Raw genomic sequence first — 24,840 nt, 5'->3', positions numbered from 1 at the left:
TCATGTCTAGAAATTCATTCGCCCAAGACCTGTTTCTCTCTTTTTACGGGGATGACTTTACCGGTTCCACCGACGTCATGGAGGCATTGTCTTCAAACGGTATTGAAACCGTTTTGTTTACGCGCATCCCGGAAGCTCATCACATTGAACAGTTTAAAAACTGCAGGGCTGTTGGTCTGGCAGGGATTAGCCGAAGCCAATCCCCTCAATGGATGGACGACAATCTGCCTGATATTTTCCAATGGTTGCAGCGACTGAACGCAAAGCATTCTCATTATAAAACATGTTCAACTTTCGACAGTGCACCGCAACAGGGTTCGATCGGACGCGCCATAGAAATCGGCAGAACCGTGTTTGACCAAAAACAGGTTCCGTTGATTGTCGGCGCCCCCCAGCTTCGCCGATATACCTTCTTTGGGCATCTGTTTGCCGCATACCGCGACCGGACCTGTCGCATAGACCGACACCCGATCATGAGCCAACACCCCGCAACACCGATGACCGAAGCTGACCTTCTTTTGCATCTGGGCAGGCAGAGTTCGCTTTCTTCAGCCTGCGTTACCTCTGATCAAGTAAAGACCCTCCTTGAAGGAGCGTATGACGGACATGGAACGCGAACCACACTTCCAGATCAACAATGCCTTCTTCTTGATGTTTACGACGATCCAAGTCAGGCGGCCGCTGGCGCGTTTCTGCATACTTTCCGTAAATTACTCGGCCCGTTCGCAGTTGGATCATCGGGTGTTGAGTATGCATTGCTTCGGGCATGGCGGCAGGCCGACCTCATTGGACCCGCACCGCAAATTTCCAGCCCAAAAAAACTCGATCGCATTGCTGTTGTTTCAGGAAGTTGTTCTTCAACCACGGCAAACCAGATTGAAACGGCCCTTTCTGAGAATTTTGCGGGCGTTCCGGTTGACTATCATGCACTGATTTCCGGGCAAGGAACGGAGCTTGCTCTCGAACAAACCGCCAAGGCTGCTTCAAAACACCTACAGAGTGGTAAAAGCCCGATCATTTACACAGCGCGCGGCCCAGAAACGGTCACCAGTGCTCAAACCGCTTCTGCAGACATCGCCGGGCGCCATCTGGGAGCACTGCTCGACAGGTTGATCCGCGAGCATAAGTTGGAACGCGCCATTATTGCCGGCGGTGATACATCTAGTCTGGCACTAAGCGAAATGAACATTTACGCCTTAACACTGCGCCACCCCATACCGCAAACACCGGGGTCCCCTTTGTGCAATGCCTTTCACAATGATGGAACCCAACTGGAAATCGCTCTCAAAGGCGGCCAGATAGGTAAGGACGACTACTTTATTTCATTACGGGACGGAAAGCTGGTGCAATAACCCCGAATTATGATCACGGGAAAGGAGCTTTATTTATTCAAAGCTCTTTTGCCAACGAGGGCATTGTCGAGTGCCAGTTTCATCATTTCTGGCGAGAATGTCATCTTCTCTGGCGAAAATGTCATCTTTTGTGGCACTCGACAACATTTGTCAGATGCCACAAAAGGTGACATTTGATATGAAACAAAATCAATAACTTGGCAGTTCCGATTGCCAGATAAGTTGACATGGATTGACACATAAGCTGACAAAAATCTGCGGAATTGACAGAAAAGCTGACAATTCTCTTTTATCGTCTCTTTGGATGAAAAAAGACAAAGCTGCGATCGTCGCGCACGGCATTTAGAATGGGCAACTCGCTTTCCCAAACAGGCTCAATCCCGCACAGATATATTGTTATCACTTCTGAGATTTGCCTCTGCGAGTTAACCAGAGCTTTGCGGTAAACCTCCAGCTCTCCCCCCAAGGCATCGGTTTTGTTCGAAATACTCAATCAGCATTTCGGTAAGTAGTTGAACTTTTCGCACCGGATGCTGGCCAGGTGGTCTGACAACATATGCAGCCGCAGGCGGTGGGGGATAGCTTGTCATAACCGGAATGAGTGCGCCGGATCTTAAATATTCACAGATCAAGCTGTCGGGCAGGTACGCAAGGCCCAGCCCGGCTGTTGCCGCAGCGGTAAGTGCGATACCGTTGTCGGATTTGAAGTGTCCCTGTGGCTGAACCGTGATGATCTTGTCGCAATCCATAAATTTCCAGGACTCTGTTCCCTGCATCAGTGCCTTATGCGTTATGAGCTCCTCGGGGGTTTCCGGTGCTCCATGTGCTTCGATGTAAGATGGGCTTGCGACAAGTTTCAGATAGACGGTGCCGATGCGTTTGGCGAGCAGGTTGGAGTTTTGAAGGTAGCCCACCCGGATCGCGCAATCAAAACCCTCGCTAATAAGATCAACAAAGCGGTCGCTATAGGAAGCATGGAGCTGAAGCTGGGGATAGCGCAGCGCCATGTTTGCAAGCACGGTGGAAAAGTGTGTCGGCCCCAAGGAGAGCGGCATGGCAATTCGAAGGCGACCGCGAAGATCACCCGTTGGCATAATCGTTTCCCTTGCCTGTTCGATTTCGGCAGTGACCCTTATGGCGTGTTCTCGAAATGTAACGCCAGCTTCGGTAAGGGCAGCGCCGCGTGTTGTTCGGGCAAGAAGCTGAACACCAAGCGCTGACTCCAGACGCAAAAGCCGTCGACTGACGATTGATTTGGATAGACCCAGTCGGCGCGCAGCAGGGGAAATCCCCCCGGAATCAGCAACCCCGACGAATGTCTCTAAGTCTTCTATATTCAATTTGGCGTTCTCAATTTCACAACACAGCAGCACGCCAAGGGGTGTTGGTTTGCCGCGTGCAGAACTGCACGTGTCCATCTCATTGATGTAGCGCGGGTGATGGCTGTGATCTCAGAAAAAGATGTTTTGAAACGAGCGCGAAAGCATCGCTGGACCGGCTTGGCTGTCGGGGGCGTATTCCGTCGCTGCGTTTCAATCCGGCAGTGGGATGTGTTCATCACGGTCATTGATCGGAAGATCGAAACGCCCCTTGCCCCAGTTTGCTGCGCGCCATTCGGCTTTGGCTTCTTCGATACGCTCTTTTGATGAGGCAACAAAGTTCCACCAGATGTAACGTGGTCCTTCAAGGGTCGCACCACCGAGGATCATGATCCGTGCGCCTCTGTCACCAGCCGAGACTGTAATTTTGTCGCCTGGACGGAAGACCATCATCTGTGATGCCTCATATTCTTGTCCAGCGATCGATATCGTCCCTTCGACGATGTAGATGCCTCTGTCCTCATGATTATCGGGCAATGGCAATCGACCTCCGGCATCGAGCACCACATCAGCGTAAAAGGTTTCTGAGAGCATTGTCGCGGGGGCAGATTTGCCATAGGCGTTGCCGAGAATAAGTCGAAGCTTGACGCCGGAATCCTCGATTATTGGCAGCGTTTCCTTATTATGGTGCTCGAATGTCGGTGCCATGTCCTCGTACTGATCGGGTAGTGCGAGCCAAGTCTGTATCCCGAACAAACTGTTGGGCCCGGAACGGGCTTGCGCTGAAGTCCGCTCTGAGTGGGATACACCGCGCCCGGCAACCATCCAGTTCAACTCGCCGGGACGGATGATCTGGTCTGCCCCTGTACTATCCCGATGATGGAAATCACCGCGGAAAAGATACGTGACTGTGCCAAGGCCGATATGCGGGTGTGGTCTTACATCGACACCTTGGCCGGTCAGGAATTCCGCCGGCCCCGCTTGATCAAAGAAGATGAAAGGCCCCACCATCTGCCGCTTTGGTGCAGGCAGGGCGCGACGAACTTCGAAATCACCAAGATCTCTTGCACGCGGGACAATGAGTGTCTCAATCGCGTCAGTATCTACATCATCGGGGCAGCCCGGTTGCAATGCGGGGTTCCAACTCATACGCACCTTCCTCACTTGTCCTTACTGCCCTTCCGGGCCGAGCAGGCAATATGCACAGCCGATCCGAAAGGACACCCCAGACTGGCGTATGTTTTTTCGCTCCGCTAGTCACGCGATGCGCTTAACTGTGTCGCGCGAAGTGGAATGACTTCTGGAAATACGCTTGGTCGGGCCTCTGGTTTGGCTCTTGTCAGGTTGTCAGGGGTTTCGTTCCCAGAGGTGGGGATTGGACTGGACATGTTCAATGATCATTTCGGTCAATATGCGCACTTTCCGATCCGGGTAACTTCCAGGTGGACGAACCACATAGGCAGCCCCGGATTTGGGTGGATATTGAGGCATAACCGGAACGAGGGCACCAGAGGCCAGATATCCGTGAGCAAGGCAGTTGGGAACACATCCAATGCCAAGACCTTCTGCGGCTGCAGCGGCCAGTGCTATGCCATTATCGGACTTGAAACGCCCTTGCGGCTGCACCGTAACGGTTTTGTCGCCGTCCATCAGATACCAGGACTCGGTACCCTGTAGAACGGCTTGATGGAATACAATGTCTTCGGGCGTTTCCGGCGCGCCATGCGTCTCGATGTAAGAGGGACTTGCAACGAGCTTGCCATGGATCGGCGCAACGTGCTTTGCAAGCAGGTTGGAATCTGGAAGAAGGCCCACCCGGATCGCACAATCAAACCCCTCGGCAATAAGGTCGACGAAGCGATCACTATAGCAGGCATTGATCTGAAGCTGGGGATAGCGTTGCGCCATTTTTGCAAGCACGGGGGCAAAGTGCGTCGGACCAAACGAAAGCGGCATGGCGATACGAATTCGGCCACAAAGCTCACCTGTTGGCAGCAGTGTGTCCTTTGCCAACTCTAACTCATCCCGAATCCGCGCAGCATGTTCACGAAATGTGGTTCCGGCCTCGGTGAGTGCCGCACCGCGGGTTGTGCGCGCCAGAAGCTGGACACCAAGCGCTGATTCCAGACGCGAAAGCCGTCGACTGACGATTGACTTGGATAGACCCAGTCGACGTGCAGCAGGGGAAATCCCCCCGGAATCAGCAACTTCTACAAATGTTTCTAATTCATCTATGTCCAATGTCGTGTTCCCCGTGTTGCGACACAGCATATCATATACGGGTACTAGTGTCTTATCCAGAGAACTGCGACTGTCGCTTCGAACGGTACCTTGCTTTGTAAAAAGGCAAGGAAACTATTGGGCTACTTTAACCCCTTCTGTTTCGTTGAACAAATTATTGTCTTGGGTGCGCAATGGAATTATCATCATATCTTGCTTTTGTCTTGATCAGCGCAGCTCAAAGCGCGACGCCCGGTCCGTCGACATTGTTTCTCGTCAACAATGCTCTTGTCTTTGGATGGCGTCGTGCGTTGGGTGCGCTAAGTGGTGATCTTGTCGCAATTGCACTTCTGGCGACACTTTCAGTGGTGGGCTTGGGTGCTTTGCTCGAAGCGTATCCGTTGATTTTTCTTAGCCTGCGCTTGTTTGGTGCGTTCTATGTTCTGTGGTTGGGATGGACCTATCTCAGACCCATAGACCAACCGCAAGAGGCCAAGGGAACTGCTGAGATAGCACGTGGTCGCGACGGATTGTCCCTCTGGTTTTACTCGTTCGGCGTCGGGATCAGCAACCCAAAGGCCGTTCTGTTTTTTGCAGCATTGTTCCCACAGTTTATTCCCGCCGAGAGCGGCCCACCTGTTCTGGCACTTCTGGTTTTAACGTTTGTCGTTGCAAAGCTTGTTGTTCTGGGTGGTTACGCGATCGGCGCGCGGCGCGTCGTAAAGATGTTTCAAAAGCCAAAACATGCAAGGCGTAGGCGTGCGTTGACCGGTATCATCTTTGTCGTTTTTGGTGTGCTGATGATCGTATCTGCGATCCCGGCTTCCTAGGCCCAGGCCCTTCCCCGGCGTTTATTGCATTCAGGCAATGGCGTTTTATCAAACAGGAGACCTAAAAATGGAAAAGCTTGAACTTCTTACCCCGAAAAATTCGCAGATCATCTTCATCGATCACCAGCCTCAGATGGCATTCGGTGTTCAGTCCATCGACCGTCAGGTTCTGAAAAACAACACTGTTGGCCTTGCAAAGGCTGCCAAGATTTTCAACATCCCGACCACGATCACGACCGTCGAAACCGAAAGCTTTTCAGGCCATACCTATCCGGAACTTCTGGCGGTCTTCCCGGAAACCCCGCTGCTTGAACGCACCTCGATGAACTCTTGGGATGATCAGAAAGTTCGCGATGCTCTGGCTGCAAATGGTCGCAAAAAAGTGATCGTTTCCGGTTTATGGACCGAAGTCTGCAACAACTCCTTTGCGTTCTGCGCAATGCTTGAAGGCGGCTATGAAATCTACATGGTAGCCGATGCATCGGGCGGCACATCCGTTGATGCCCACAATTACGCGATGGACCGTATGGTTCAGGCCGGTGTGGTGCCGGTAACCTGGCAGCAGGTTCTGCTGGAATGGCAGCGCGACTGGGCACATCGCGAAACCTATGACGATGTCATGGCATTGGTGAAAGAACATTCCGGTGCCTACGGCATGGGTGTCGATTACGCCTATACCATGGTTCACAAGGCGCCGGAACGTGTCGAACATGGTCCGCGTATCGCCCCGAAGGCAGCCTCCTAAAACCAAAAAGAAGCACGACAGAGACCGAACTCTGTCGTGCTTTTCTTCTTTGATACCGACTGCAGTGTCCTCATGCCAATGCATTGCAGATAACACGCTGTTGGTTTGATGCCGGTGAAAAGCTTCAATTCGAAGGTGGTTAAAAATGAAACGGCGCGCATTTGTTCAGGGTCTCGCAGCCAGCACCACACTTGGTGCAATTCCATTCAATTTGGCAAGGAGCAACGAAATGAGCCAGACGGCACAAACCATTATCTATAATGCGAAAATCACAACCCTCGATCCTAAAATCCCCGAAGCCGAAGCCATCGCGATTGCCGACGGCAAGGTTCTTGCGGTCGGTGACGAGGCCGCGATACGCAAACTGGCAGACCGCAAAACCCGCATGATCAATGGCGCCGGACGCCGGGTCATTCCGGGGCTGAATGACAGCCACACCCACCTTATTCGGGGTGGTCTTAATTTCAATATGGAATTGCGCTGGGAAAATGTGCCGTCGGTTGCCGATGCCCTGCGCATGCTCAAAACACAGGCTGCTGTTACGCCAGCCCCGCAATGGGTGCGTGTTGTTGGTGGCTGGTCGGAATTCCAGTTTGCCGAACGCCGGATGCCAACCCTTGATGAAATCAATGTTGCCGCGCCCGATACTCCGGTTTTCATCCTGCATCTTTATGGGCGTGCTCTTTTGAACCAGGCCGCGATCAAGGTTCTTGGGTTTGATAAGAACACGCCAAACCCACCCGGCGGTGTGATTGAAAAGGATGCCAAGGGCAACCCGACCGGCCTTTTAGTGGCGAAACCTTCTGCTTTGATCCTGTACTCGACACTGGCCAAGGGGCCGAAGCTTCCGATTGAGGATCAGATAAATTCCACGCGCCACTATATGCGTGAAATGAACCGTCTTGGCATTACCAGCGTCATTGATGCCGGTGGTGGCGGACAGAATTATCCCGAAGATTACGATGTCATTCGCCGTCTGCATGATGACGGGAAAATGACTGTGCGCATTGCCTACAATCTGTTTGCACAAAATGCCGGAAACGAACTGAGCGATTATGAACGCTGGGTCGGGATAACCGAACCGGGGGCTGGCGATGACATGTTGCGCATGAACGGTGCGGGCGAAAATCTTGCATGGTCGGCCGCGGATTTTGAAAACTTCCTTGAACCGCGCCCCGATCTGGCACCGGTTATGGAAAGCGAACTCGAACCCATCGTCGAATTGCTGGCTGAACGCGAATGGCCGTTCCGCATTCATGCAACTTATGACGAAACAATTGATCGTTTCCTTGGTGTGTTCGAGCGGGTAAATGGCAAACAACCGTTCAAGACACGCTTTATCATTGATCATGCCGAAACCGTTTCCGAACGCAATATCGAACGCATCAAGGCACTGGGTGGTGGTATTGCGATACAGCATCGCATGGCATTCCAGGGCGAATATTTCGTCGACCGTTACGGCAAGGAAGCCGCCATGGCGACCCCACCGGTAAGCAAGATGCTGGAATATGACCTTCCAGTTGGGGCAGGCACGGATGCGACCCGTGTTGCTTCCTATGATCCATGGGTTGGTCTTTATTGGCTGACCACGGGCAAGACAGTTGGCGGCATGTCGCTTTACGACAATGACAATGTCGTTGATCGCGAAACCGCCCTTCTGTTGTGGACAAAGGGTTCTGCATGGTTCTCGGGCGAGGCAGATGTCAAAGGGACCCTTGCACCCGGACAATATGCCGATCTGGCCATCCTTTCTGCCGACTATCTGAGCGTCCCGCCCGAAGAAATTCGTCGGATCAATTCGGTCCTGACCATGGTGGGCGGTGAGGTGGTCTATGGCGAAGACGGCTATCAATCCCTGTCTCCAGAAATACCACCAGCATCTCCTTCCTGGAGCCCGGTTTTGCATCAGAAAAGCCCGGGTCAGCGCACGGAATTCAACGCACGTCATGCGGAGCGCTCATGCCATGACGCTTGCAATCATGGTTGCGGTGTCCACGGACATGATCACGGGATCGCCTGGAATAACCCTGTGCCGATCGCCGATGCGAAATCGTTTTGGGGCGCGCTTGGCTGCTCTTGTTTTGCTGTCTAACTCGGGAGGAGAGAATGACCGTGTCCCCTTACATCGTTTCTGTTGGCATCGGAATTGGCGTTGGCGTTGCCTATGCCTTGCTGGGAACCCGATCACCTGCCCCTCCTGTGATTGCCCTGCTGGGACTGCTCGGCATGCTCGCCGGTGAAACCGCAGTTACATGGGTCAAAGACAGAATGTCGCTTGAGGAAGCGACAGCCCATTGCCTGCATGGCAAATCCTTTCACATGGCACGTGATGATGATGGCGCTCAAACCGAGTGTGACCCAGCATCGACTGAGAAAAAATCTTAACCCCCTGGTGCGCCGGTCAATTCCAATTGGAAACCGGTGCACCGAACCCACTTTATTACTAAGCAACTGCCACATTCCATTTCCCTTACCATGAGAATAAAACCATGACACCAGCCCCCATTTCCAGACTGTTAAACAGCTTTGCACTCGAACTTGTTGTCCGGGTTGCTCTGACCTGTCCATTCTGGCTGTCTGGTTTGACAAAACTGTTCAACTGGTCAGCGGCGATAGGTGAGATGAACCATTTTGGACTTTCGCCCGCAGCACCCCTGGCAGCAGGCGTTATTCTTCTGCAACTGAGCGGTTCTATTGCAATCATTCTGGGGCGTCAGGTATGGCTGGCGGCTGGCGCATTGGGACTATTTACCGCTGTAGCGACCCTTATGGCACATGCATACTGGACGTTTCCGGAGGCCGAACGCGCTGCACAAGGCAACATATTCTTTGAACATGTTGCGATCATTGCCGGGCTCGCACTTGTCGCCATTCTGTCCGAAAAAACACACCCACGCGTTTAAAGCGTTTTGCGGCCTTGGTTGCCGAGAGTGCGGTGCCATCTTCAGATCAGGAAACAGGAAAATGAACGAGACCAAACCAGTTGATACAGGTCCATGGGCACCGTTCCGGCATCGGGCATTTGCTTTTTTGTGGGTGGCAACCGTCATATCAAATGTCGGCACCTGGATGCACGATGTCGGCGCAGGCTGGCTCATGACAGAGCTGTCCCCCTCTCCGCTGGTTGTCTCGCTGGTTCAGGCTGCCACCACATTGCCTGTATTCCTGTTTGCAATCTTTGCCGGGGCGCTTGCGGATTTGATGGATCGCAGAAAATTGCTGATTTCCGTCAATCTTGTCATGGCCGGGTTGGCAGCAGGACTGTCGGCGATGGTTTATCTGCAATTGGTTACGCCTACTATCCTGATCCTGTTTACATTTTTGATGGGAAGCTGTGCAGCGTTGATGGCACCTGCATGGCAGGCGATTGTTCCGGGGCTGGTTGATAAACCCCGTCTTGGAGCTGCGATTGCCCTGAATTCCATGGGTATTAATGTCAGTCGTGCAATTGGCCCGGCATTGGCCGGATTTTTGATTGTCAGTGTTGGTCTGGTTTCTCCCTTTGCGCTCAATACTTTGAGTTTCCTTGGTATTCTTGTCGTTCTTGTCTGCTGGAAACCCGCCGAGACGCGACAGATCATGCCGCGGGAGCGCATGCTGGGTGCCATGCGTGCCGGTTTACGCTATGTCTTTAACAGCCCGCCGGTGATTGCCACCCTGATCCGGGCGGTTGCATTCTTTTTGTTTGCCAGTGCCTATTGGGCAATGCTGCCGTTGGTTGCGCGAACTGTGCTTGACGGCGGGGCGCAGCTTTATGGCATTCTGCTGGCCAGTGTCGGGAGTGGGGCTGTTGCCGGTGCATTTGTTCTGCCACGAATCAAGGCACGACTTGGTGCGGACAAAACGGTTATGGCCGGCACGATCGGAACTGCCCTTGTGATGGTAAGCTTCGCTTTGATGCAAAACCCGATCGTGGCGGTTGTCGCCTCATTCATCGCCGGAACGTCATGGATTGCGGTTTTATCTTCATTGAATGTGTCCGTCCAAACAGCCCTGCCGGATTGGGTCCGGGCACGGGGTTTGTCTGTCTTTCTAACACTGTTCTTCGGATCGATGTCCGCTGGCAGTGTGTTTTGGGGCTGGCTTGCCGAAAAGTTCTCGATCGAAACAACCTTGCTGGCCGCCGGGGCAGGTGCAATCATTCTGATGATTGCAACAATGCGCATCCGCCTTAACCAGGGGGCTGATCTTGATCTCAGCCCCTCAATGCACTGGCCCGAACCGATCCTGTCGGAAAGTATTGAAGAGGATCGCGGTCCTGTCATGATCAGAATTTCCTATCGGATCACTCCGGAAAATCTCGAGACTTTCCGGAACCTCATGACTGAAATGCGCAAGGCCCGTCAGCGCCATGGCGCCTACCATTGGGGGCTTCATCAGGACAGCATTGATCACGACCTGTTTGTCGAAACATGGTCAGAAGGCTCATGGATCGAACATTTGCGTCATCATAAACGGGTATCTGGCGCAGATCGCGAGATTCAGGAAAAGGTCAACCGCCTGCATTCAGGCGACACAAAGCCAAAGGTCGATCATTTAATTGCCGTTAATTGATATGATTCCATTTTTTCAGAAGAAAAAAGATCATTTCTGTCCGAGTTGGACAGGAAAAAGTACAGCAATCTTTTCCGCATTAATGATTGCGGTTATGACCACATTAGTCGGTGTGGCAATGGCAGAAAATTCATTAGGCTCATCAGCCAGTGAACGCAAGACAGTTACACTGGCCTGCAATCCATTCCCGGCCGCGATGATTGCTGACAACAACATCATGCCCGGATTTGACGTTGAAATCTTGCGGGCCGCATTTGCCACACGCAACATCACACTTCTAACGCCGTTCTATCCTTGGAAACGGGCCTATTTCCTTGCCCGTGCGGGGCATGTTGATGGCCTTTGTTCTTGCAGCTACCTGCAAGAACGCGACACAGATTTCCTGTTTTCTGATGTACTTGGAAATGTCCAGATCGCCTTTTACAGCACACGTGAACACGTTTTCGACTTGATCGACAAAGAAGATGCATCCCAAATGACCATCGGTGTTGTGAATGGGTATAGTCTGGAAGCATTTGCACGGAATGATAAATTTGACGTTGTGATCGCCAATAGTGAAAAGATGCTGGTCAATCTTTTGATATCAAACCGCATTGATGCGGCCTTATCCTTCAGTGTCCCAATGGATTATTACCTGCTCAATGGTGATGAGGACGGGGTCCCTGATGCCGACAAGATCAAGACCAAAGTGATCGATAGAAATCCCTATTTTTCCTGCATTTCGCGCAAAACGGAAAAGCCGGATATCCTTCTCGAACAATTGAATACAGGCCTGAAAACGATCCGCCAAAGTGGGCTGTATGACCGCATTTTGGCGAAGTACCGGATGAGACTGGATGCTTCTGACACTTTGCAGGAATAAACCTGAAAATTCTGACGTTATTGCAATGATATGGGGGCGTGCCCCCATATCATACATGATGCTCTGCCTGCAGTAACCTGACACTGACGCAGGTGTATCCCGCCAGTTATCACAAGGGCGAGACGCAGTTGGCGGGGATCACCATTTCGATATGACCATAACTTGAATAAGAGAGAACAAGGGTTTTGGTCATTTCATTATCCGAATTGAGAGGTAATCAACCCGGATAAAGCCCGGGTTTCAAGGCGATATGCTTGTATTCGATAAAGTCTTCGAGGGCGGCCAGGCCGTTTAGCCGTCCGAGCCCAGACTGCTTGAAGCCGCCTTCCTCGGTATTGTCATAGACCTTTGCCCAGTCATTAATCCATATAGTGCCAGCCTCAAGCGCCTGCGCCACCTTCAACGGACGGTCGACGTCACGCGTCCAGACGCTTGCGGCAAGACCAAACTCGCTGTCATTTGCAAGCTGAATGGCTTCTGCCTCGTCATGAAAACGCTGAATAGTCAGGACAGGACCAAATGTCTCTTCCTGAAGAATCGACAGGCTATTGTCGTTAACTTCCAACAATGCAGGCCGGAAAAAAGCACCTTTTGCAAGCGGTCCGGCGCAAATAGGCCCCCCACGTACAACAACGTTTTCTCCTTCTGAAATGGCGTTCTTGACCACCTCGTCTACCCGCAAGACATTCTCTCTATCAATCAGTGGCCCCATATCACTTGAGGGGTCACTTGCCGGACCAACTTTCACATCAGTTAGTTGCTGGGCAAGCGCATCGCGCACATGTTCAAAAATGCCGTCTTGAACAAGCAGACGTGAACCGGTCATACAAAATTGACCGGAAAATACTGTCAGCGCCTTCTCAATCACGGGCAGGGCCGCATCAAGATCAGCATCGTCGAACAGAATCATTGGCGTCTTACCGCCAAGCTCCATACCGAAACGCTTCATCCGTTTGGCACCGACTGCGCCGATGGCCCGGCCTGTACCGGTGCTGCCTGTAAAGCTAATCGCGGGAACATCCGGGCTTTCAACCAAATACGCAGATCCTTCCGGACCGTTTTCAAAGAAGAGGTTGATTACACCATTGGGGAGGTCCTCGGCCTCGGCCATGATTTCTGCCATAACACTTGCCGTCTGCGCGATTTGTGCTGGAAGTTTGATCACTGCGGTGCATCCGGCTGCGAGTGCTGGCGCCAGAGAGCGAATGGTCAGAACCGCAGGAGAGTTCCAGGGTGCTATGATACCAGCGACACCCATTGGCTGTTTTAGAATCACAGACAGGCTTCCTGGTTTCGGCGTGACCGCCCGGCCACTTTCCATCAGCGCAGTTGCCGCCGAATAACGCAATTTTCTGGGGATCATATCGACTTCGAAGGCAGCTTCACCTTTCACCTTGCCGTTTTCAAGCGACAGGATTTCTATAAGGCGATCACGGTTGCACTCGAATGCCGCAGCAAGCTGATTTAAAACATGTGCCCGCAATTCGTGATCATACGCCCAGGTTGTTTGTTTAAAAGCTTTTGAGGCAGCTGCAACTCCGGCTTTCGCGGCTTCTATACCGTTTTCCGGGTAGTATCCGATGATATCGTAAGTGGCCGGATCAATGGACGGTTTCAATTCCCCGTCATTTGTCTGGACACCGTTGATCCAGTTGAATGCTGTTGCCTGAACAGCTATTCCAGACTTGCCTGGGGCATTGATGGCGACCTTGTTATCGTGATTCGTCATTGTCGTTATCCCTTTCAATTGTCTGATGGAACAGAACGTTCAACTGGCGCGGTGTTGTTGATCATAGGAGCGGCTTTGGCGTGAGGGCCGGGTTTGTGAAACATGCGCCCCAAATTGCAAAAGACCTTTCCGACAAGGGGGTCGGTGACATTCGATACGATGATGACGACGACAAGTGTCGAGACGAGAACTCCCAGAGGAAACGGAAATTCTTTAAGCGCATCACCAAATATCGTTAAGAAAACAAGCACCGTTGGACAGACGGCGAGCCATATCCGCGTGGTCTTTTTCAACCGCACCATAAGGGAATTGTTAAACTGTCTATACATTGAAGAAACTCCAATATGGATGCCTGTGACGGTGCAAATCTATTGAGACCGGAAGGGGCATCTAATGAGGTTCTCATCATTCTCCTCCTACGCGGCATAGATCGTGCGTCATCGACTATCTAAGAAGAACCACCTTGACGGAAGAGGGCTCCGTGTCTCATCATTGCGGACAATATGTCAGCAATAACTTCTTTGGAATCTTTGAGCGGTCTTGTCGCCTTTTCCGTCACGCTGGAGCTGGGAAGCTTTGCGGCGGCAGGGCGCAAGCTTGGTCTATCCGCATCTGCGGTCGGTAAAGCGGTCGACCGGCTCGAGCAGCGGCTTGGCGTCAAATTGCTAACGCGAACGACACGTTCGCTCACCCTCACGAGCGAAGGTGAAATCCTTTACCGATATGCTTCCCGTATTCTCAGCGATCTGCAGGAAGTGGAACTAGAGCTGTCCAACGCACAAAATACGCCACAGGGGCGGCTTAAGATCAGCGTACCAACTGTCATGGGGCGAAGCATAGTTTTGCCCGCTCTTGGCACATTCTCAGCCGACTATCCTGATGTGGCGCTGGAAATCAGTCTGGATGACCTGAAAGTCGACCTGATCGAAGGCGGATATGATCTGGTGGTTCGTCTAGGAGAGCTTGAAGATTCCAATCTTCATGCCCGTCGGATCGGATCGCACGCCTTCACGACCTGCGCTTCACCCAGCTATTTTGCGAAACATGGCACGCCGCAGACACCCGCAGACCTTGATCGTCATTGCTGTGTCTTATATCGCTTCCCGACAACGGGCCTCCCCGAGAAATGGGTATTTAAAGGCGAATATCGCAGGATGATCGTCAAGCCAGGGATTGTGCTCAATGATGGAGGCGCCCTCGCCTCAGCCGCGCTGGCCGGGCTTGGAATTGTACAGGCACCGCGTTACCTCGTTGCCGAGGATATCGAGGCCGGACGCTTGATATCCATACTCGACGCTTTTACTGACGACCGGGGCACTGTCTCTGTTGTTTGGCCATCATCGCGAACTAAGGTCGCGCGTGTACGCGCTTTCGTCAATTTCATCTCTCAATGTTTGGCAGACAAGATTTAGATCATTTGCCCGACCTAAACGTGTCTGCATTTCTTTGACTATTCGCGATCCCGGTTAGGGTGCGCATAGTCAACAATGGTCGGTCAATGCCGTGGTGACCGCACCATGATCCCCGTGACGAATTGTTGTCCTAAGAGGAACGCAGTAATTCAAGACATATTGTCTGGAATGAAGCGACAGACAGCCTTCTACAATACCAGCGCCACTTACAATATTTTTGCGATGTCGGAAATCTATAAGAACCGTCATTCGATAGGGACATGCCTTCTGCGATGTCCCGCGGATTCCACATCAAGAGAGGCGAGGGTCAATATCATGAGTGATATACAAAACAAAACAGGTATTAATCGACGGGACTTCATCATCGGGGCATCCGGTGCCGGTCTGGCCGCTGTTGCCTATAGCGGTGCTTTTGCGAAAACGACTGATGGATCGTCTTCTTTTGATGTAATCATCGTCGGAGGAGGATCGGCTGGTGCTGTTTTAGCCAGTCGTTTAAGCGAAGATTCATCCAGACGGGTACTACTTCTCGAAGCTGGCAAATCGTATGCGCCGGAAAGTTATCCGGACGCTGTTCGTCTGCAAAGTATCATTGGTGGCGATCCCGAACATGATTGGGGTTTCACCTCTGAACCCGGCTGGGCTGATACGTCTTTCCCCGTGCCCCGGGGAAAGGTTCTGGGTGGATCATCTGCGGTGAATGCCGGTGTTGCAATGCGGGCGACAGCCTCAGACTTCGAGCGATGGACGAAGAACGGGCTTCCCAATTGGTCGGCTGCCGACGTCTTACCATTCTACAAGAAGAGTGAACGCACGGTGAATGGCGCCGATGAATTTCACGGTCGATCTGGTCCGTGGCCGATCCATCAGCTGCAGGACGATGAGATTTCAGATATGCAGCGTGCCTTTATAAAATCTGCCCAGATGGCCGGTTTCCCCAAAGTCGATGATTTTAACGGAGATCAGCCTTTAGGTGTCGGGCCCTATCCTATGAACAATCGCATGGGAGAGCGGCTTAACACCGGTATGACATACTTGTCCAAAGGTGTTCGGGCGCGCGCCAATTTGACCATCAGAAGCGAAGCGCTTGTTGACCGGGTAGATATTATCAAAGGGCGCGCCGAAGCCATCATTCTCGAAAATGGAGAACGCATTACCGGTGGTGAAATTGTGCTTTCTGCAGGTGCCTATGGAACACCGGCTATTCTGCTGCGATCAGGCGTTGGTCCTGCCGACAACCTGCGTCCAATGGATATTCCTGTTATGGCCGATCTGCCGGTAGGCCAACGACTGCAGGAGCATCCGTTTTTCTACACGGTCTGGGCGGCGAAACCGGAACGTATTGGGCTTCCGATTCCGCCTGTTGGCGCCATTCTTTGGGCGCAATCTTCAAAGGCAGCCCCCGGAGAAGGCGATTTTCATGTAAGTGCTGTACATTATGGTGATCCAGCCTCTTCGCCAAGCGGTGCGATCTTCATGCTTGCATTGGCGCTAACACGCCCAAAATCCATCGGTACTGTGACGTTGCGTGATCGCAAGGCGACGACATCGCCTCGTATCGCCCTCAACATTCTCGGTGAAGCCGAGGATCGGCAGAAAATGGTTGAAGGAATCGAGATGATCCGTCGGATCGCACTTAAGGGGCCCCTTTCCGATATTATTGTTCAGGAACTCGTTCCAGGGGCATCCCTAACAAGCTCCTCCGATCTCATCGCCGCGTTGCCAAAGGCACTTGATATCTATCACCATCCAACGTCGACGGCCCCGATGGGTGGACACAACTCCCCCCATGCGGTGACAGACTATCAAGGACGTGTGAATGGTGTTGGAAATCTGAGGGTTGCGGATGCATCCAGCTTCCCCGATGTACCTTCGGTTGCCACCAATCCGACCGTTATCATGCTGGCAGAACGCATCAGTGCGTGGATGCGTGCGTAAAATGATGCAGCCACCCCTGCGGTTTCGCAAATAGGCCATATTGATTAACAAACGTCGCTCGCGATTGTCTCGGATGCGAAGCCCGAGCCCCCTACTCGGGCTTCTCGCTCCTGACAATTGAACCTGTTCACACCGGTTAAGTTGCGAGACTTGCTGTTGCGTTTTCTGCGACACAGCTTTCCATCAAACCCGACTATTGCCCCTTAGGATCAAGTGATATCAAAGTTTTATAGAGCTTCCGGAAAATAACGCATGATCACGCGCCTGCTTTTCGCACGTGAAACGAAACTTGATTTTGAACCATTGTGGTTCGCGTTCTGGATCTCTGAAGCAGTCATCACAAACGGCTATTAGACGGTCAGGTATACTTATACCAGCTTACAAAAGCCAAGCCCCCTAGCCGTCTGCTTTTCAGCTTTTGAATTACTCCGGGAGTTACTTCATGCCAGCTAACGACCCCAAGTTCACGATAAATCGACGAGATGCGCTCTTCTCTGCAACAGCTTTCGCCGCAAGTTTAGCCATTCCGTTGGGTACTTCGCATGCTGCGCCCCCCACCGTTCAACATCTTCCAACAGGAGAAGACACCATGGGCTACATCACGACTGAGGATGGCGTACAGATTTTCTACAAGGACTGGGGCCCAAAAGACGCCCAGCCCATCGTGTTTCACCATGGTTGGCCTCTCAGTTCAGATGACTGGGATGCCCAGATGCTCTTCTTCCTGTCAAAGGGATATCGTGTTGTGGCGCACGACCGCCGTGGACACGGCCGATCCGAACAGGTTTCCGAAGGCCACGATATTGACCATTACGCAGCAGATGCATTCGCTGTCGTCAAAGCACTTGATTTGCGAAACGCGGTTCATATCGGCCACTCCACAGGTGGGGGCGAAGTTGCCCGGTATGTTGCACGACATGGAGAACCGGCCGGTCGGGTTGCCAAAGCTGTTCTTGTTGCTGCCATCACACCGCTGATGTTGAAGACTGCAGACAATCCCGAAGGCACGCCAATGGAAGTTTTCGACGGCTTCCGGGCTGCCTTGGCCAGCAACCGCGCACAGTTCTTCCGCGATATTCCGTCCGGTCCGTTCTTTGGATTCAATCGCGAAGGAACGGTTACGAGCGAAGGCGTGATCCAAAACTGGTGGCGCCAAGGCATGATGGGCAGTGCCAAAGCACATTATGATGGTATTAAGGCATTTTCGGAAACAGACCTGACTGACGACCTCAAAGCCATTAATGTGCCAACTTTGGTCCTACATGGTGAGGACGATCAGGTTGTCCCGATTACTGCCTCGGCTTTGAAAGCCGTTAAGTTTCTACCGAACGGATCCTTGAAAACTTACCCAGGATTTTCGCACGGAATGTTGACCGTAAATGCGGATGTACTTAACGCCGACCTTTTGAAGTTCATTGCCAACTGATGTGACAATGGAATTTGCGTTCAGGAATCGGGTGGCTGTCAGAAGATCCAACAGCCACCCGATTGTTTTATGACCACAAATCCGTCGGAATGCCGGCGTTGTTTTTGATCGGGTCATCATGTTCGCTTGTGGCAAAAGCTGCGCCTTCGATATGATAAACCTGCGGTTCTTCCGAGAAATAGTGCTCTAAGCCCGTCATGAACGTCTGATGGTCGTCACTTTCTTCAAAGCCCGGTGTGTGGTCTTCGAGTGAGCGCCATCGTACAATCAGATGGAACAGATCGGGTGTCTCGATCCCTTGCGCCAGAAGGTGACCTTGGTAACCCTCTGCACGGCGAAGCAACGGAACAACTTGATCGAACGCTTGCCGGAACGTTTCACCCTGCTCTTTGTAAACGGGCAACTGAGCGATTTCATAAATCATGATTGCACCTTTAAAGTAAGTTCACCGGTTAAGAACCGACACTTTCGGGATAAGTTGACGGGTCAACTGCAATCGCGATTTTTCCACGGACACCGTTGTTGCGGGTTTCAAGCCGCGCATGAGCGAGTGAAAGGTCTTCGAGCGAATAGACAGCACCAACATGTGGCCGTAGCTGACCACGCTCAACCAATGTGCTCAGTTCATCAAGCTTGCCACGGTTTTGACGTGTGAAAACGAAGTGGAAACTTGCGTTCTTTCCCCATGCTTCGATGAGGTTCTGTGGCTGTGCGATATCTACGATAGAGACAACGCGGCCAAGTTGTGCGAGCACGTCCGCGCTGCGTGACAATGTGTCGCCACCAAGGGTATCAAATACGACGTCGACACCTTTGCCATCGGTTTCGCGCAGAATGGCGCTGGTATAGTCTTCTTTCGTGTAGTCGATGACCACATCCGCGCCAATGCTTCGCGCGAATTCGAAGTTCTCTTCGCGTACGGTCGTGAAGACCTTGGCACCTATGGCTTTCGCGATCTGGATCGCCACATGACCGACGCCGCCAGCACCGCCATGGATCAGGATGCTTTCGCCCACTCGTAGAGCCACACGCCCAATCAGGGCTTCCCATGCAGTCCCGCCAACCAGGCTCAGGCTTGCTGCTTCGAGATGGCTAAGGGAGCTTGGTTTCTTGCCGATAATGTCTTCCGATGCGACGTGGTATTGGGCATAGCTTCCGTCCCCGTCAAATATTTGCGGGGTGTACCAGACTTCGTCACCGGGAACGAAGCCGGTCACACCAGGGCCGACGCTTTCGACAACGCCGGAAACATCATGTCCGGTAATGGCCGGCAAGGGCACCAGGTCGCTATAGTCGCCACGTCGGACCTGATAATCCAGCGGATTGATGGAGGTGGCATGGACCCGGACAAGAACTTGTCCGGCCTGTGGTGTTGGCGTTGGTACGTCGGAAAGTTCGAACGATTCCGGGCCGCCGAATGATTTTAGGATCTGGGCTTTCATTTTGGTACCTCATTTCGATAAAAAGGGATATCGAGAATTCTCGATATAATGAAAGAAAAAACTACAGTTCTTTCCTTATGATCTCAGCAAGTGCGCTGATGGTTGCTTCATTCCGTTTGTAATAAGTCCACTGTCCGATGCGTCTGACTTCGATCAAGCCTACGCGTTGCAGCGTTGCAAGATAATCAGACACCGTTGACTGCGACAGTCCAACGCCTTCCTGGATGCTGCTGACGCAGACGCCCACCGTATGAACGTCGCCTTCGTCCTGCGGGGGAAAGCTGTTCTCAGGGTCCTTCAAACCTTTTAAGATTTCAAGGCGCGTACGGTTTGAGAGGGCTTTGAATATATCGATCATTTCCATGCCACGAACATATCGGAATTTACCGATATGTCAATATGCGATGTGATCAGGGCAGAGATGCGTTCATCCCGGCTTCTGACGAGGGCATTGGCACACCGCTCAGCGAAGAGGAAACAGTGCTACAGAACCCCGAGTTATGACAACTCAGGTGGCAATCAATCTTTTAAAAGTATGGGGAATTTGAGAGCGGTGCAGCAATGCTCATATAATATGAACATTGCTGCACGGTAGGCCCGGAGGGACTTGAACCCCCAACCAGACCGTTATGAGCGGTCGGCTCTAACCAATTGAGCTACGGGCCCCCAAAGGGGAATTGAAAAGACCGCACCAGATGACTGGTGCGGTCCCGAAAACTAGCGATTTTCGGGCCAAGGTCAAGCCCGAACGTCGTCCGAATTCTTAATAATCGAGGAACGAACGCAATTTGCGCGAGCGTGACGGATGTTTAAGCTTCCGCAGCGCCTTGGCTTCGATCTGACGAATACGTTCACGGGTCACAGAGAACTGCTGACCAACCTCTTCGAGGGTATGATCGGTATTCATGCCAATCCCGAAACGCATACGCAGAACACGTTCTTCACGCGGGGTGAGCGATGCCAGAACGCGCGTGGTGGTTTCACGCAGATTGGCCTGAATCGCAGCATCAAGCGGCTGAACGGCGTTTTTGTCTTCGATGAAATCGCCAAGGTGGCTGTCTTCCTCGTCCCCGATCGGGGTTTCGAGCGAAATCGGCTCTTTGGCAATTTTCAGAACCTTGCGAACCTTTTCAAGCGGCATCTGAAGTTTTTCAGCCAGCTCTTCCGGGGTCGGTTCACGACCGATTTCATGCAACATCTGACGCGATGTCCGCACCAGTTTGTTGATGGTTTCGATCATGTGGACCGGAATACGGATGGTCCGGGCCTGATCGGCGATAGAACGCGTGATCGCCTGACGGATCCACCAGGTCGCATAGGTCGAGAATTTATACCCGCGGCGATATTCAAACTTGTCCACCGCCTTCATCAGGCCGATATTGCCTTCCTGAATAAGGTCAAGGAACTGAAGACCACGGTTGGTGTATTTTTTCGCAATCGAGATCACAAGACGCAAGTTCGCCTCGATCATCTCTTTCTTCGCACGACCTGCTTCGCGTTCGCCTTTGTTGACAACGCCGTAAACGCGGCGGAATTCACCAATTGGCAAACCGACCTCGGCGGAAACACCGCCAATGCCTTCGCGCAGATTGGCAATTTCATCAGGATAACGTTCGATAAAGGCTTTCCAGCCCTTGCCCGGCAGGCCCGAAACACGTTCCATCCAGTTCGGGTCAAGCTCGTTGCCCTGATACTGTTTGACGAAGTCCGGACGTTTGATTTTGCACCGATCGGCAAAGCGCAGAAGTTTACCTTCAAGGCCAAGCAAACGGTTGTTCAAACCGGTCAGGTGATCAAGAAGCTCTTCAATGCGGAAGTTGTTCAGGTGAACATCTTCCATCAAATCAACCATCTCGTTCTTAAGCTTGGTATAGCGTTTTTCGGTCGCGGTCGGAACGGCTTCACCTTTGTTCAACGCAACAAGACGCTGTTCTTGGGCCTTATGAAGCTTCTCATAGGTTTTAGCGATGAGTTCGAATTTCTCAAGAACCTGCTCGGTCAGTTCTTCTTCCATTTTGGAAAGCGAAACATTGACCTGCTCGTTCTCGTCATCGTCGTCATCGTCGCTTTCACGACTTTCGCTGCCTTCTTCGCCTTCTTCACCTTCGGCGGTCTCGGACTCTTCTTCGTCCTCTTCCTCTTCCTCATCCCCGGCAAGGCCTTGCGGGGTTTCGGTTTCGGCGTCTTCATCGTCATCGTCGCTCGGCGTGTCGAAACTTTCGACATCTGCTTCGGCGTCAACTTCGGTCTCGGCGTCGGTTTCTTCCTCGTCCCCTTCTGCGGCCGCGATTTCCGCTTCCGGACCGCCGCCATAGGTGGTTTCAAGGTCGATAACATCACGCAGCAAAAGTTCGCCAGCCTGAAGCTGATCATGCCAGTTAACAATCGCACGAATGGTCAGCGGGGATTCGCAAATCCCGCCAATCATCATGTCACGACCGGCCTCGATACGTTTGGCAATGGCAATTTCGCCTTCGCGTGACAGCAGTTCAACACTGCCCATCTCACGCAGATACATGCGCACCGGATCATCGGTACGACCAACATCATCAGCAGAAATGTTGCCACTCGGATCGGCTTCAGCTTCTTCGCTGTCGTCATTATCATCTGATTCATCAGCGTCGGTGACATTGATGCCCATCTCGTTGAGATTGCTCATCACGTCTTCGATCTGCTCTGACGAAAAATGTTCCGACGGCAGTGCCGCGTTCAACTCATCGACCGAGATGTGGCCTTTCTCTTTGCCTTTGGCAATGAGCTTTTTTATGGCCGCCTTATATGTATCGAGAAGAGGTCCGTCTGCGTTTTCAGAAGAGTTCTTTTTCTCTTCAGCGTTCGAAGTCTTAGACGACATCTATTCCCCGTTTCCCGCTGGGTACGTTCGTACCGTTGTTGTCCCACGCACTGTCTTTACTCAGCGCAAATCACAAATAGCCCGATCACCGATCCTTAAGCGCACAAGACACAAGGATCAGTCGTCGAGCTTAAACACTTTTTCCCGGCGTCGAGCGAGATCCTCACGCCTGTGAGAAAATCTCTCCCATTCTTCCTCGCTGGTATCTGCTGCCAACTGTCGGACGGCGTATTTTGCCTCTTCGTCCTCCAGGGAGCTTACAGCCATGGAAAAAACCTGTTTCCAACCCGCCATGGCCCGTTCGAGCGGCGTTTCGGGCTTAGCGAAAGCAGCGTGCGCAATTATATTCGCACTAACCACCCGCAAAACTGTCTCTGACAGCCCGTCGCGCTTCAAATGGGTCTTGATCGTTTCGCAATCAAGTCCAGGATCGTCATCAAGCAGCTTTAAGACGGCCCGACGAAGATTGTCAAGCGCGGAGTCTGCACAACTATAGATTCCAAGCTGTTCGCCGATCTCATCATGAAGGCTCGGATGGTTGATCAGCGTCAGTAAAAGTATGGAGTCCTGCAGATCCCGCTTCTGTTGCATTGGCGATCGCGACATGCCCGGCACCGCTTTCCCGGCCGGACCCCAGAAATGGTCATTTTTTCCGCGCTTGCCACCCCAACCGGATTTTTTATTTTGCGCACCCCCGCCATATCCGGCCTTTGATCCCTGTTTTGCCCCCCGGTCGCCCTTAAACAGCTTCCAGATACGGTCATTAAACATCGATTTGTATTGCGAACGCACAGCTTCATCGGCAATCACCGACACCCGCTGATTGATATCGGCTTCAAGAGCAGCACGGCGTTCGGGCGTATCAATCTTGTGCGCGCCGACATCCATCCGCCAGACCAGCTCGGCCAGCGGCACGGCCTGATCAATGATTTTCTGGAAACTGTCAAACCCACCTGCCCCGGCCATCAAACTATCGGGATCTTCGCCTTCTGGCAGGATGGAAAACAGCAGTGATTTCCCCGGTCGCAATATAGGCAAGGCGCGCTCTGCAGCCCGTACTGCCGCCCGTTTCCCCGCCGCATCACCATCAAGGCACAGGATCGGCTCGTTGGCCATTTTCCAAAGTTCGCCAATCTGTTCTTCCGTCACCGCCGTTCCAAGCGGTGCGACGGCCCCGCGGAAGCCCGCGCGGTGCAGGGCGATCACATCCATGTAACCTTCGGTCACAATGATCGGCGCATCCTGACGCGATGCTTCGCGGGCCTGCGGCAACCCATACAGAAGCCGCCCTTTGTGAAATAGCGGCGTATCGGGACTGTTCAGGTATTTTGGTTTGCCATCGCCCATGACACGTCCGCCAAACGCCACCACACGTCCGCGACGATCAAGGATCGGAAACATCACCCGTCCGCGGAACCGGTCATAGCTTTGCCGGCCGCTATCTTCCGGCTCGATCAGAAGCCCGGCCTCAATCATCAGTTTTTCATCAATGCCTTCGCGCTTGAGTGCTGCCTTAAGCGCGCCCCGGCTGTCGGTGGCAAAGCCAAGACGAAATTCTGAAATGGTTTTGTCATCCAGCCCGCGACGGTGGAAATATTCCAGACCCTCCTTGCCTTCGGGCATGCGCAACATGCGTTCAAAGAACGCACAGGCAGCGTCCATCACCTCGTAAAGGGTCTTGGCTTTTTGTTCGCGTTCCTGGGCTTCGCGTGATGGCTTGGGCACATCCATGCCAACCTGATTGGCAAGAACTTCGACCGCTTCGACAAAGGTCAAGCCACGGGTGTTCATAACAAAGCTGATGACATCGCCATGCGCGCCACAGCCAAAGCAGTGATAGAAACCCTTTTGGTCATTCACCGTGAAAGACGGGGATTTTTCAGAATGGAACGGACACAGCCCGGAATATTCCCGGCCGCGTTTGATCAGCTTCACCGACGATCCGACGACATCCGCCAAATCAACCCGTGCCCGCAGGTCGTCTAAAAACGACTGGGGAAAGCTCATATCTGTCCCTATCCCGTGATGTTAGTGCGCTGATGCGCAAACCCTGTTGATGGTCCTTTTCCCTGCCCTGCGTGTCATATTACATCAGATATATTTGACATTTAACAGGCCCAGGGACGACGAAAGCCGGACGATTTTACACGCCCGGCT

Annotated in this window: 21 protein-coding genes, 1 tRNA gene and 1 pseudogene; 11 read left to right on the top strand and 12 right to left on the bottom strand. The window is 52.6% G+C overall.

What is annotated here, in order from left to right; translation table 11 throughout:
- Positions 1 to 2: 2 nt before the first annotated feature.
- Complete coding sequence (locus ACQ0MK_RS00415; RefSeq protein WP_430474336.1) at positions 3 to 1,352, top strand: four-carbon acid sugar kinase family protein; 1,350 nt, start codon at positions 3 to 5, stop codon at positions 1,350 to 1,352.
- Between the two features lie 425 nt (positions 1,353 to 1,777).
- Here ACQ0MK_RS00415 and ACQ0MK_RS00410 read toward each other — a convergent pair whose 3' ends face one another.
- The 4 genes and pseudogenes from ACQ0MK_RS00410 to ACQ0MK_RS00395 form a co-directional block, all read right to left on the bottom strand.
- Positions 1,778 to 2,446, bottom strand: a complete 669-nt coding sequence (locus tag ACQ0MK_RS00410; protein ID WP_430476060.1) for a substrate binding domain-containing protein — start codon at positions 2,444 to 2,446, stop codon at positions 1,778 to 1,780.
- A gap of 75 nt (positions 2,447 to 2,521) precedes the next feature.
- Positions 2,522 to 2,770, bottom strand: a pseudogene (locus ACQ0MK_RS00405) (helix-turn-helix domain-containing protein); the annotation flags it as partial.
- Between the two features lie 114 nt (positions 2,771 to 2,884).
- Positions 2,885 to 3,820 (bottom strand): pirin family protein, encoded by a 936-nt coding sequence (locus tag ACQ0MK_RS00400; RefSeq protein WP_430474335.1) that lies wholly within the window; start codon positions 3,818 to 3,820, stop codon positions 2,885 to 2,887.
- A 198-nt stretch (positions 3,821 to 4,018) separates the two neighbouring features.
- Complete coding sequence (locus ACQ0MK_RS00395) at positions 4,019 to 4,912, bottom strand: LysR family transcriptional regulator (RefSeq protein WP_430474334.1); 894 nt, start codon at positions 4,910 to 4,912, stop codon at positions 4,019 to 4,021.
- 173 nt (positions 4,913 to 5,085) lie between these two features.
- Between ACQ0MK_RS00395 and ACQ0MK_RS00390 the strand changes: the two genes are divergently transcribed.
- The 7 genes from ACQ0MK_RS00390 (at position 5,086) to ACQ0MK_RS00360 (ending at position 11,882) form a co-directional block, all read left to right on the top strand.
- Positions 5,086 to 5,721: a LysE family translocator gene (locus ACQ0MK_RS00390; protein ID WP_430474333.1), complete on the top strand. Its 636-nt coding sequence runs from the start codon at positions 5,086 to 5,088 to the stop codon at positions 5,719 to 5,721.
- Between the two features lie 67 nt (positions 5,722 to 5,788).
- Complete coding sequence (locus ACQ0MK_RS00385) at positions 5,789 to 6,466, top strand: hydrolase (RefSeq protein WP_350042551.1); 678 nt, start codon at positions 5,789 to 5,791, stop codon at positions 6,464 to 6,466.
- Positions 6,467 to 6,695: 229 nt separating this feature from the next.
- Positions 6,696 to 8,558, top strand: coding sequence for an amidohydrolase (locus ACQ0MK_RS00380; protein WP_430474332.1), 1,863 nt, complete (start codon positions 6,696 to 6,698; stop codon positions 8,556 to 8,558).
- Positions 8,559 to 8,572: 14 nt separating this feature from the next.
- On the top strand, positions 8,573 to 8,851 hold the full coding sequence (locus ACQ0MK_RS00375) for a DUF1427 family protein (protein WP_430474331.1): 279 nt from the start codon (positions 8,573 to 8,575) through the stop codon (positions 8,849 to 8,851).
- Positions 8,852 to 8,955: 104 nt separating this feature from the next.
- Positions 8,956 to 9,369, top strand: coding sequence for a DoxX family protein (locus tag ACQ0MK_RS00370; protein WP_430474330.1), 414 nt, complete (start codon positions 8,956 to 8,958; stop codon positions 9,367 to 9,369).
- 61 nt (positions 9,370 to 9,430) lie between these two features.
- Positions 9,431 to 11,020 carry an MFS transporter gene (locus ACQ0MK_RS00365; protein WP_430474329.1) on the top strand — a complete coding sequence of 530 codons (1,590 nt, stop codon included), beginning with the start codon at positions 9,431 to 9,433 and terminating at the stop codon, positions 11,018 to 11,020.
- A gap of 94 nt (positions 11,021 to 11,114) precedes the next feature.
- Positions 11,115 to 11,882 carry a substrate-binding periplasmic protein gene (locus ACQ0MK_RS00360; protein WP_430474328.1) on the top strand — a complete coding sequence of 256 codons (768 nt, stop codon included), beginning with the start codon at positions 11,115 to 11,117 and terminating at the stop codon, positions 11,880 to 11,882.
- A gap of 217 nt (positions 11,883 to 12,099) precedes the next feature.
- Here ACQ0MK_RS00360 and ACQ0MK_RS00355 read toward each other — a convergent pair whose 3' ends face one another.
- On the bottom strand, positions 12,100 to 13,611 hold the full coding sequence (locus ACQ0MK_RS00355) for an aldehyde dehydrogenase family protein (protein ID WP_430474327.1): 1,512 nt from the start codon (positions 13,609 to 13,611) through the stop codon (positions 12,100 to 12,102).
- Between the two features lie 14 nt (positions 13,612 to 13,625).
- Positions 13,626 to 13,940 (bottom strand): hypothetical protein, encoded by a 315-nt coding sequence (locus tag ACQ0MK_RS00350; protein ID WP_430474326.1) that lies wholly within the window; start codon positions 13,938 to 13,940, stop codon positions 13,626 to 13,628.
- A 201-nt stretch (positions 13,941 to 14,141) separates the two neighbouring features.
- Here ACQ0MK_RS00350 and ACQ0MK_RS00345 point away from each other — a divergent pair, with 201 nt between their 5' ends.
- The 3 genes from ACQ0MK_RS00345 to ACQ0MK_RS00335 all read left to right on the top strand — a co-directional run bounded on the left by ACQ0MK_RS00345 (position 14,142) and on the right by ACQ0MK_RS00335 (position 18,387).
- Complete coding sequence (locus tag ACQ0MK_RS00345; protein ID WP_430474325.1) at positions 14,142 to 15,023, top strand: LysR family transcriptional regulator; 882 nt, start codon at positions 14,142 to 14,144, stop codon at positions 15,021 to 15,023.
- 105 nt (positions 15,024 to 15,128) lie between these two features.
- Positions 15,129 to 16,961 carry a GMC family oxidoreductase gene (locus ACQ0MK_RS00340; protein ID WP_430474324.1) on the top strand — a complete coding sequence of 611 codons (1,833 nt, stop codon included), beginning with the start codon at positions 15,129 to 15,131 and terminating at the stop codon, positions 16,959 to 16,961.
- 589 nt (positions 16,962 to 17,550) lie between these two features.
- Positions 17,551 to 18,387, top strand: a complete 837-nt coding sequence (locus tag ACQ0MK_RS00335) for an alpha/beta fold hydrolase (protein WP_430474323.1) — start codon at positions 17,551 to 17,553, stop codon at positions 18,385 to 18,387.
- Between the two features lie 67 nt (positions 18,388 to 18,454).
- On the opposite strand, the gene ACQ0MK_RS00330 is transcribed toward ACQ0MK_RS00335, so the two are convergent.
- From ACQ0MK_RS00330 to dnaG, 6 genes are all read right to left on the bottom strand, one after another.
- On the bottom strand, positions 18,455 to 18,811 hold the full coding sequence (locus tag ACQ0MK_RS00330; protein WP_430474322.1) for an antibiotic biosynthesis monooxygenase family protein: 357 nt from the start codon (positions 18,809 to 18,811) through the stop codon (positions 18,455 to 18,457).
- A gap of 28 nt (positions 18,812 to 18,839) precedes the next feature.
- On the bottom strand, positions 18,840 to 19,829 hold the full coding sequence (locus ACQ0MK_RS00325) for a zinc-dependent alcohol dehydrogenase family protein (protein WP_430474321.1): 990 nt from the start codon (positions 19,827 to 19,829) through the stop codon (positions 18,840 to 18,842).
- Positions 19,830 to 19,890: 61 nt separating this feature from the next.
- Positions 19,891 to 20,193: an ArsR/SmtB family transcription factor gene (locus ACQ0MK_RS00320; protein ID WP_350043786.1), complete on the bottom strand. Its 303-nt coding sequence runs from the start codon at positions 20,191 to 20,193 to the stop codon at positions 19,891 to 19,893.
- Between the two features lie 228 nt (positions 20,194 to 20,421).
- Positions 20,422 to 20,495 (bottom strand) — tRNA-Ile (locus ACQ0MK_RS00315).
- Between the two features lie 97 nt (positions 20,496 to 20,592).
- On the bottom strand, positions 20,593 to 22,683 hold the full coding sequence (gene rpoD, locus ACQ0MK_RS00310) for an RNA polymerase sigma factor RpoD (RefSeq protein ID WP_430474320.1): 2,091 nt from the start codon (positions 22,681 to 22,683) through the stop codon (positions 20,593 to 20,595).
- Positions 22,684 to 22,800: 117 nt separating this feature from the next.
- Positions 22,801 to 24,690, bottom strand: coding sequence for a DNA primase (dnaG, locus tag ACQ0MK_RS00305; protein WP_430474319.1), 1,890 nt, complete (start codon positions 24,688 to 24,690; stop codon positions 22,801 to 22,803).
- Between the last annotated feature and the right edge of the window lie 150 nt (positions 24,691 to 24,840).

It is taken from the genome of Thalassospira lucentensis (genome assembly GCF_050516545.1).
Taxonomy (GTDB): Bacteria; Pseudomonadota; Alphaproteobacteria; order Rhodospirillales; family Thalassospiraceae; genus Thalassospira; species Thalassospira lucentensis_C.
Note: the sequence above shows the minus strand (reverse complement) of the source record. Positions and strands in the feature narration are given on the sequence as shown.

Coding starts and splice junctions, on each gene's coding strand:
- ACQ0MK_RS00415 (WP_430474336.1), top strand. CDS start 3: ATGTCTAGAAATTCATTCGCCCAAGACCTGTTTCTCTCTTTTTACGGG.
- ACQ0MK_RS00410 (WP_430476060.1), bottom strand. CDS start 2,446: ATGCCAACGGGTGATCTTCGCGGTCGCCTTCGAATTGCCATGCCGCTC.
- ACQ0MK_RS00400 (WP_430474335.1), bottom strand. CDS start 3,820: ATGAGTTGGAACCCCGCATTGCAACCGGGCTGCCCCGATGATGTAGAT.
- ACQ0MK_RS00390 (WP_430474333.1), top strand. CDS start 5,086: ATGGAATTATCATCATATCTTGCTTTTGTCTTGATCAGCGCAGCTCAA.
- ACQ0MK_RS00385 (WP_350042551.1), top strand. CDS start 5,789: ATGGAAAAGCTTGAACTTCTTACCCCGAAAAATTCGCAGATCATCTTC.
- ACQ0MK_RS00380 (WP_430474332.1), top strand. CDS start 6,696: ATGAGCCAGACGGCACAAACCATTATCTATAATGCGAAAATCACAACC.
- ACQ0MK_RS00375 (WP_430474331.1), top strand. CDS start 8,573: ATGACCGTGTCCCCTTACATCGTTTCTGTTGGCATCGGAATTGGCGTT.
- ACQ0MK_RS00370 (WP_430474330.1), top strand. CDS start 8,956: ATGACACCAGCCCCCATTTCCAGACTGTTAAACAGCTTTGCACTCGAA.
- ACQ0MK_RS00365 (WP_430474329.1), top strand. CDS start 9,431: ATGAACGAGACCAAACCAGTTGATACAGGTCCATGGGCACCGTTCCGG.
- ACQ0MK_RS00360 (WP_430474328.1), top strand. CDS start 11,115: ATGACCACATTAGTCGGTGTGGCAATGGCAGAAAATTCATTAGGCTCA.
- ACQ0MK_RS00355 (WP_430474327.1), bottom strand. CDS start 13,611: ATGACGAATCACGATAACAAGGTCGCCATCAATGCCCCAGGCAAGTCT.
- ACQ0MK_RS00350 (WP_430474326.1), bottom strand. CDS start 13,940: ATGTATAGACAGTTTAACAATTCCCTTATGGTGCGGTTGAAAAAGACC.
- ACQ0MK_RS00340 (WP_430474324.1), top strand. CDS start 15,129: ATGATCCCCGTGACGAATTGTTGTCCTAAGAGGAACGCAGTAATTCAA.
- ACQ0MK_RS00335 (WP_430474323.1), top strand. CDS start 17,551: ATGGGCTACATCACGACTGAGGATGGCGTACAGATTTTCTACAAGGAC.
- ACQ0MK_RS00330 (WP_430474322.1), bottom strand. CDS start 18,811: ATGATTTATGAAATCGCTCAGTTGCCCGTTTACAAAGAGCAGGGTGAA.
- ACQ0MK_RS00325 (WP_430474321.1), bottom strand. CDS start 19,829: ATGAAAGCCCAGATCCTAAAATCATTCGGCGGCCCGGAATCGTTCGAA.
- ACQ0MK_RS00320 (WP_350043786.1), bottom strand. CDS start 20,193: ATGGAAATGATCGATATATTCAAAGCCCTCTCAAACCGTACGCGCCTT.
- rpoD (WP_430474320.1), bottom strand. CDS start 22,683: ATGTCGTCTAAGACTTCGAACGCTGAAGAGAAAAAGAACTCTTCTGAA.
- dnaG (WP_430474319.1), bottom strand. CDS start 24,690: ATGAGCTTTCCCCAGTCGTTTTTAGACGACCTGCGGGCACGGGTTGAT.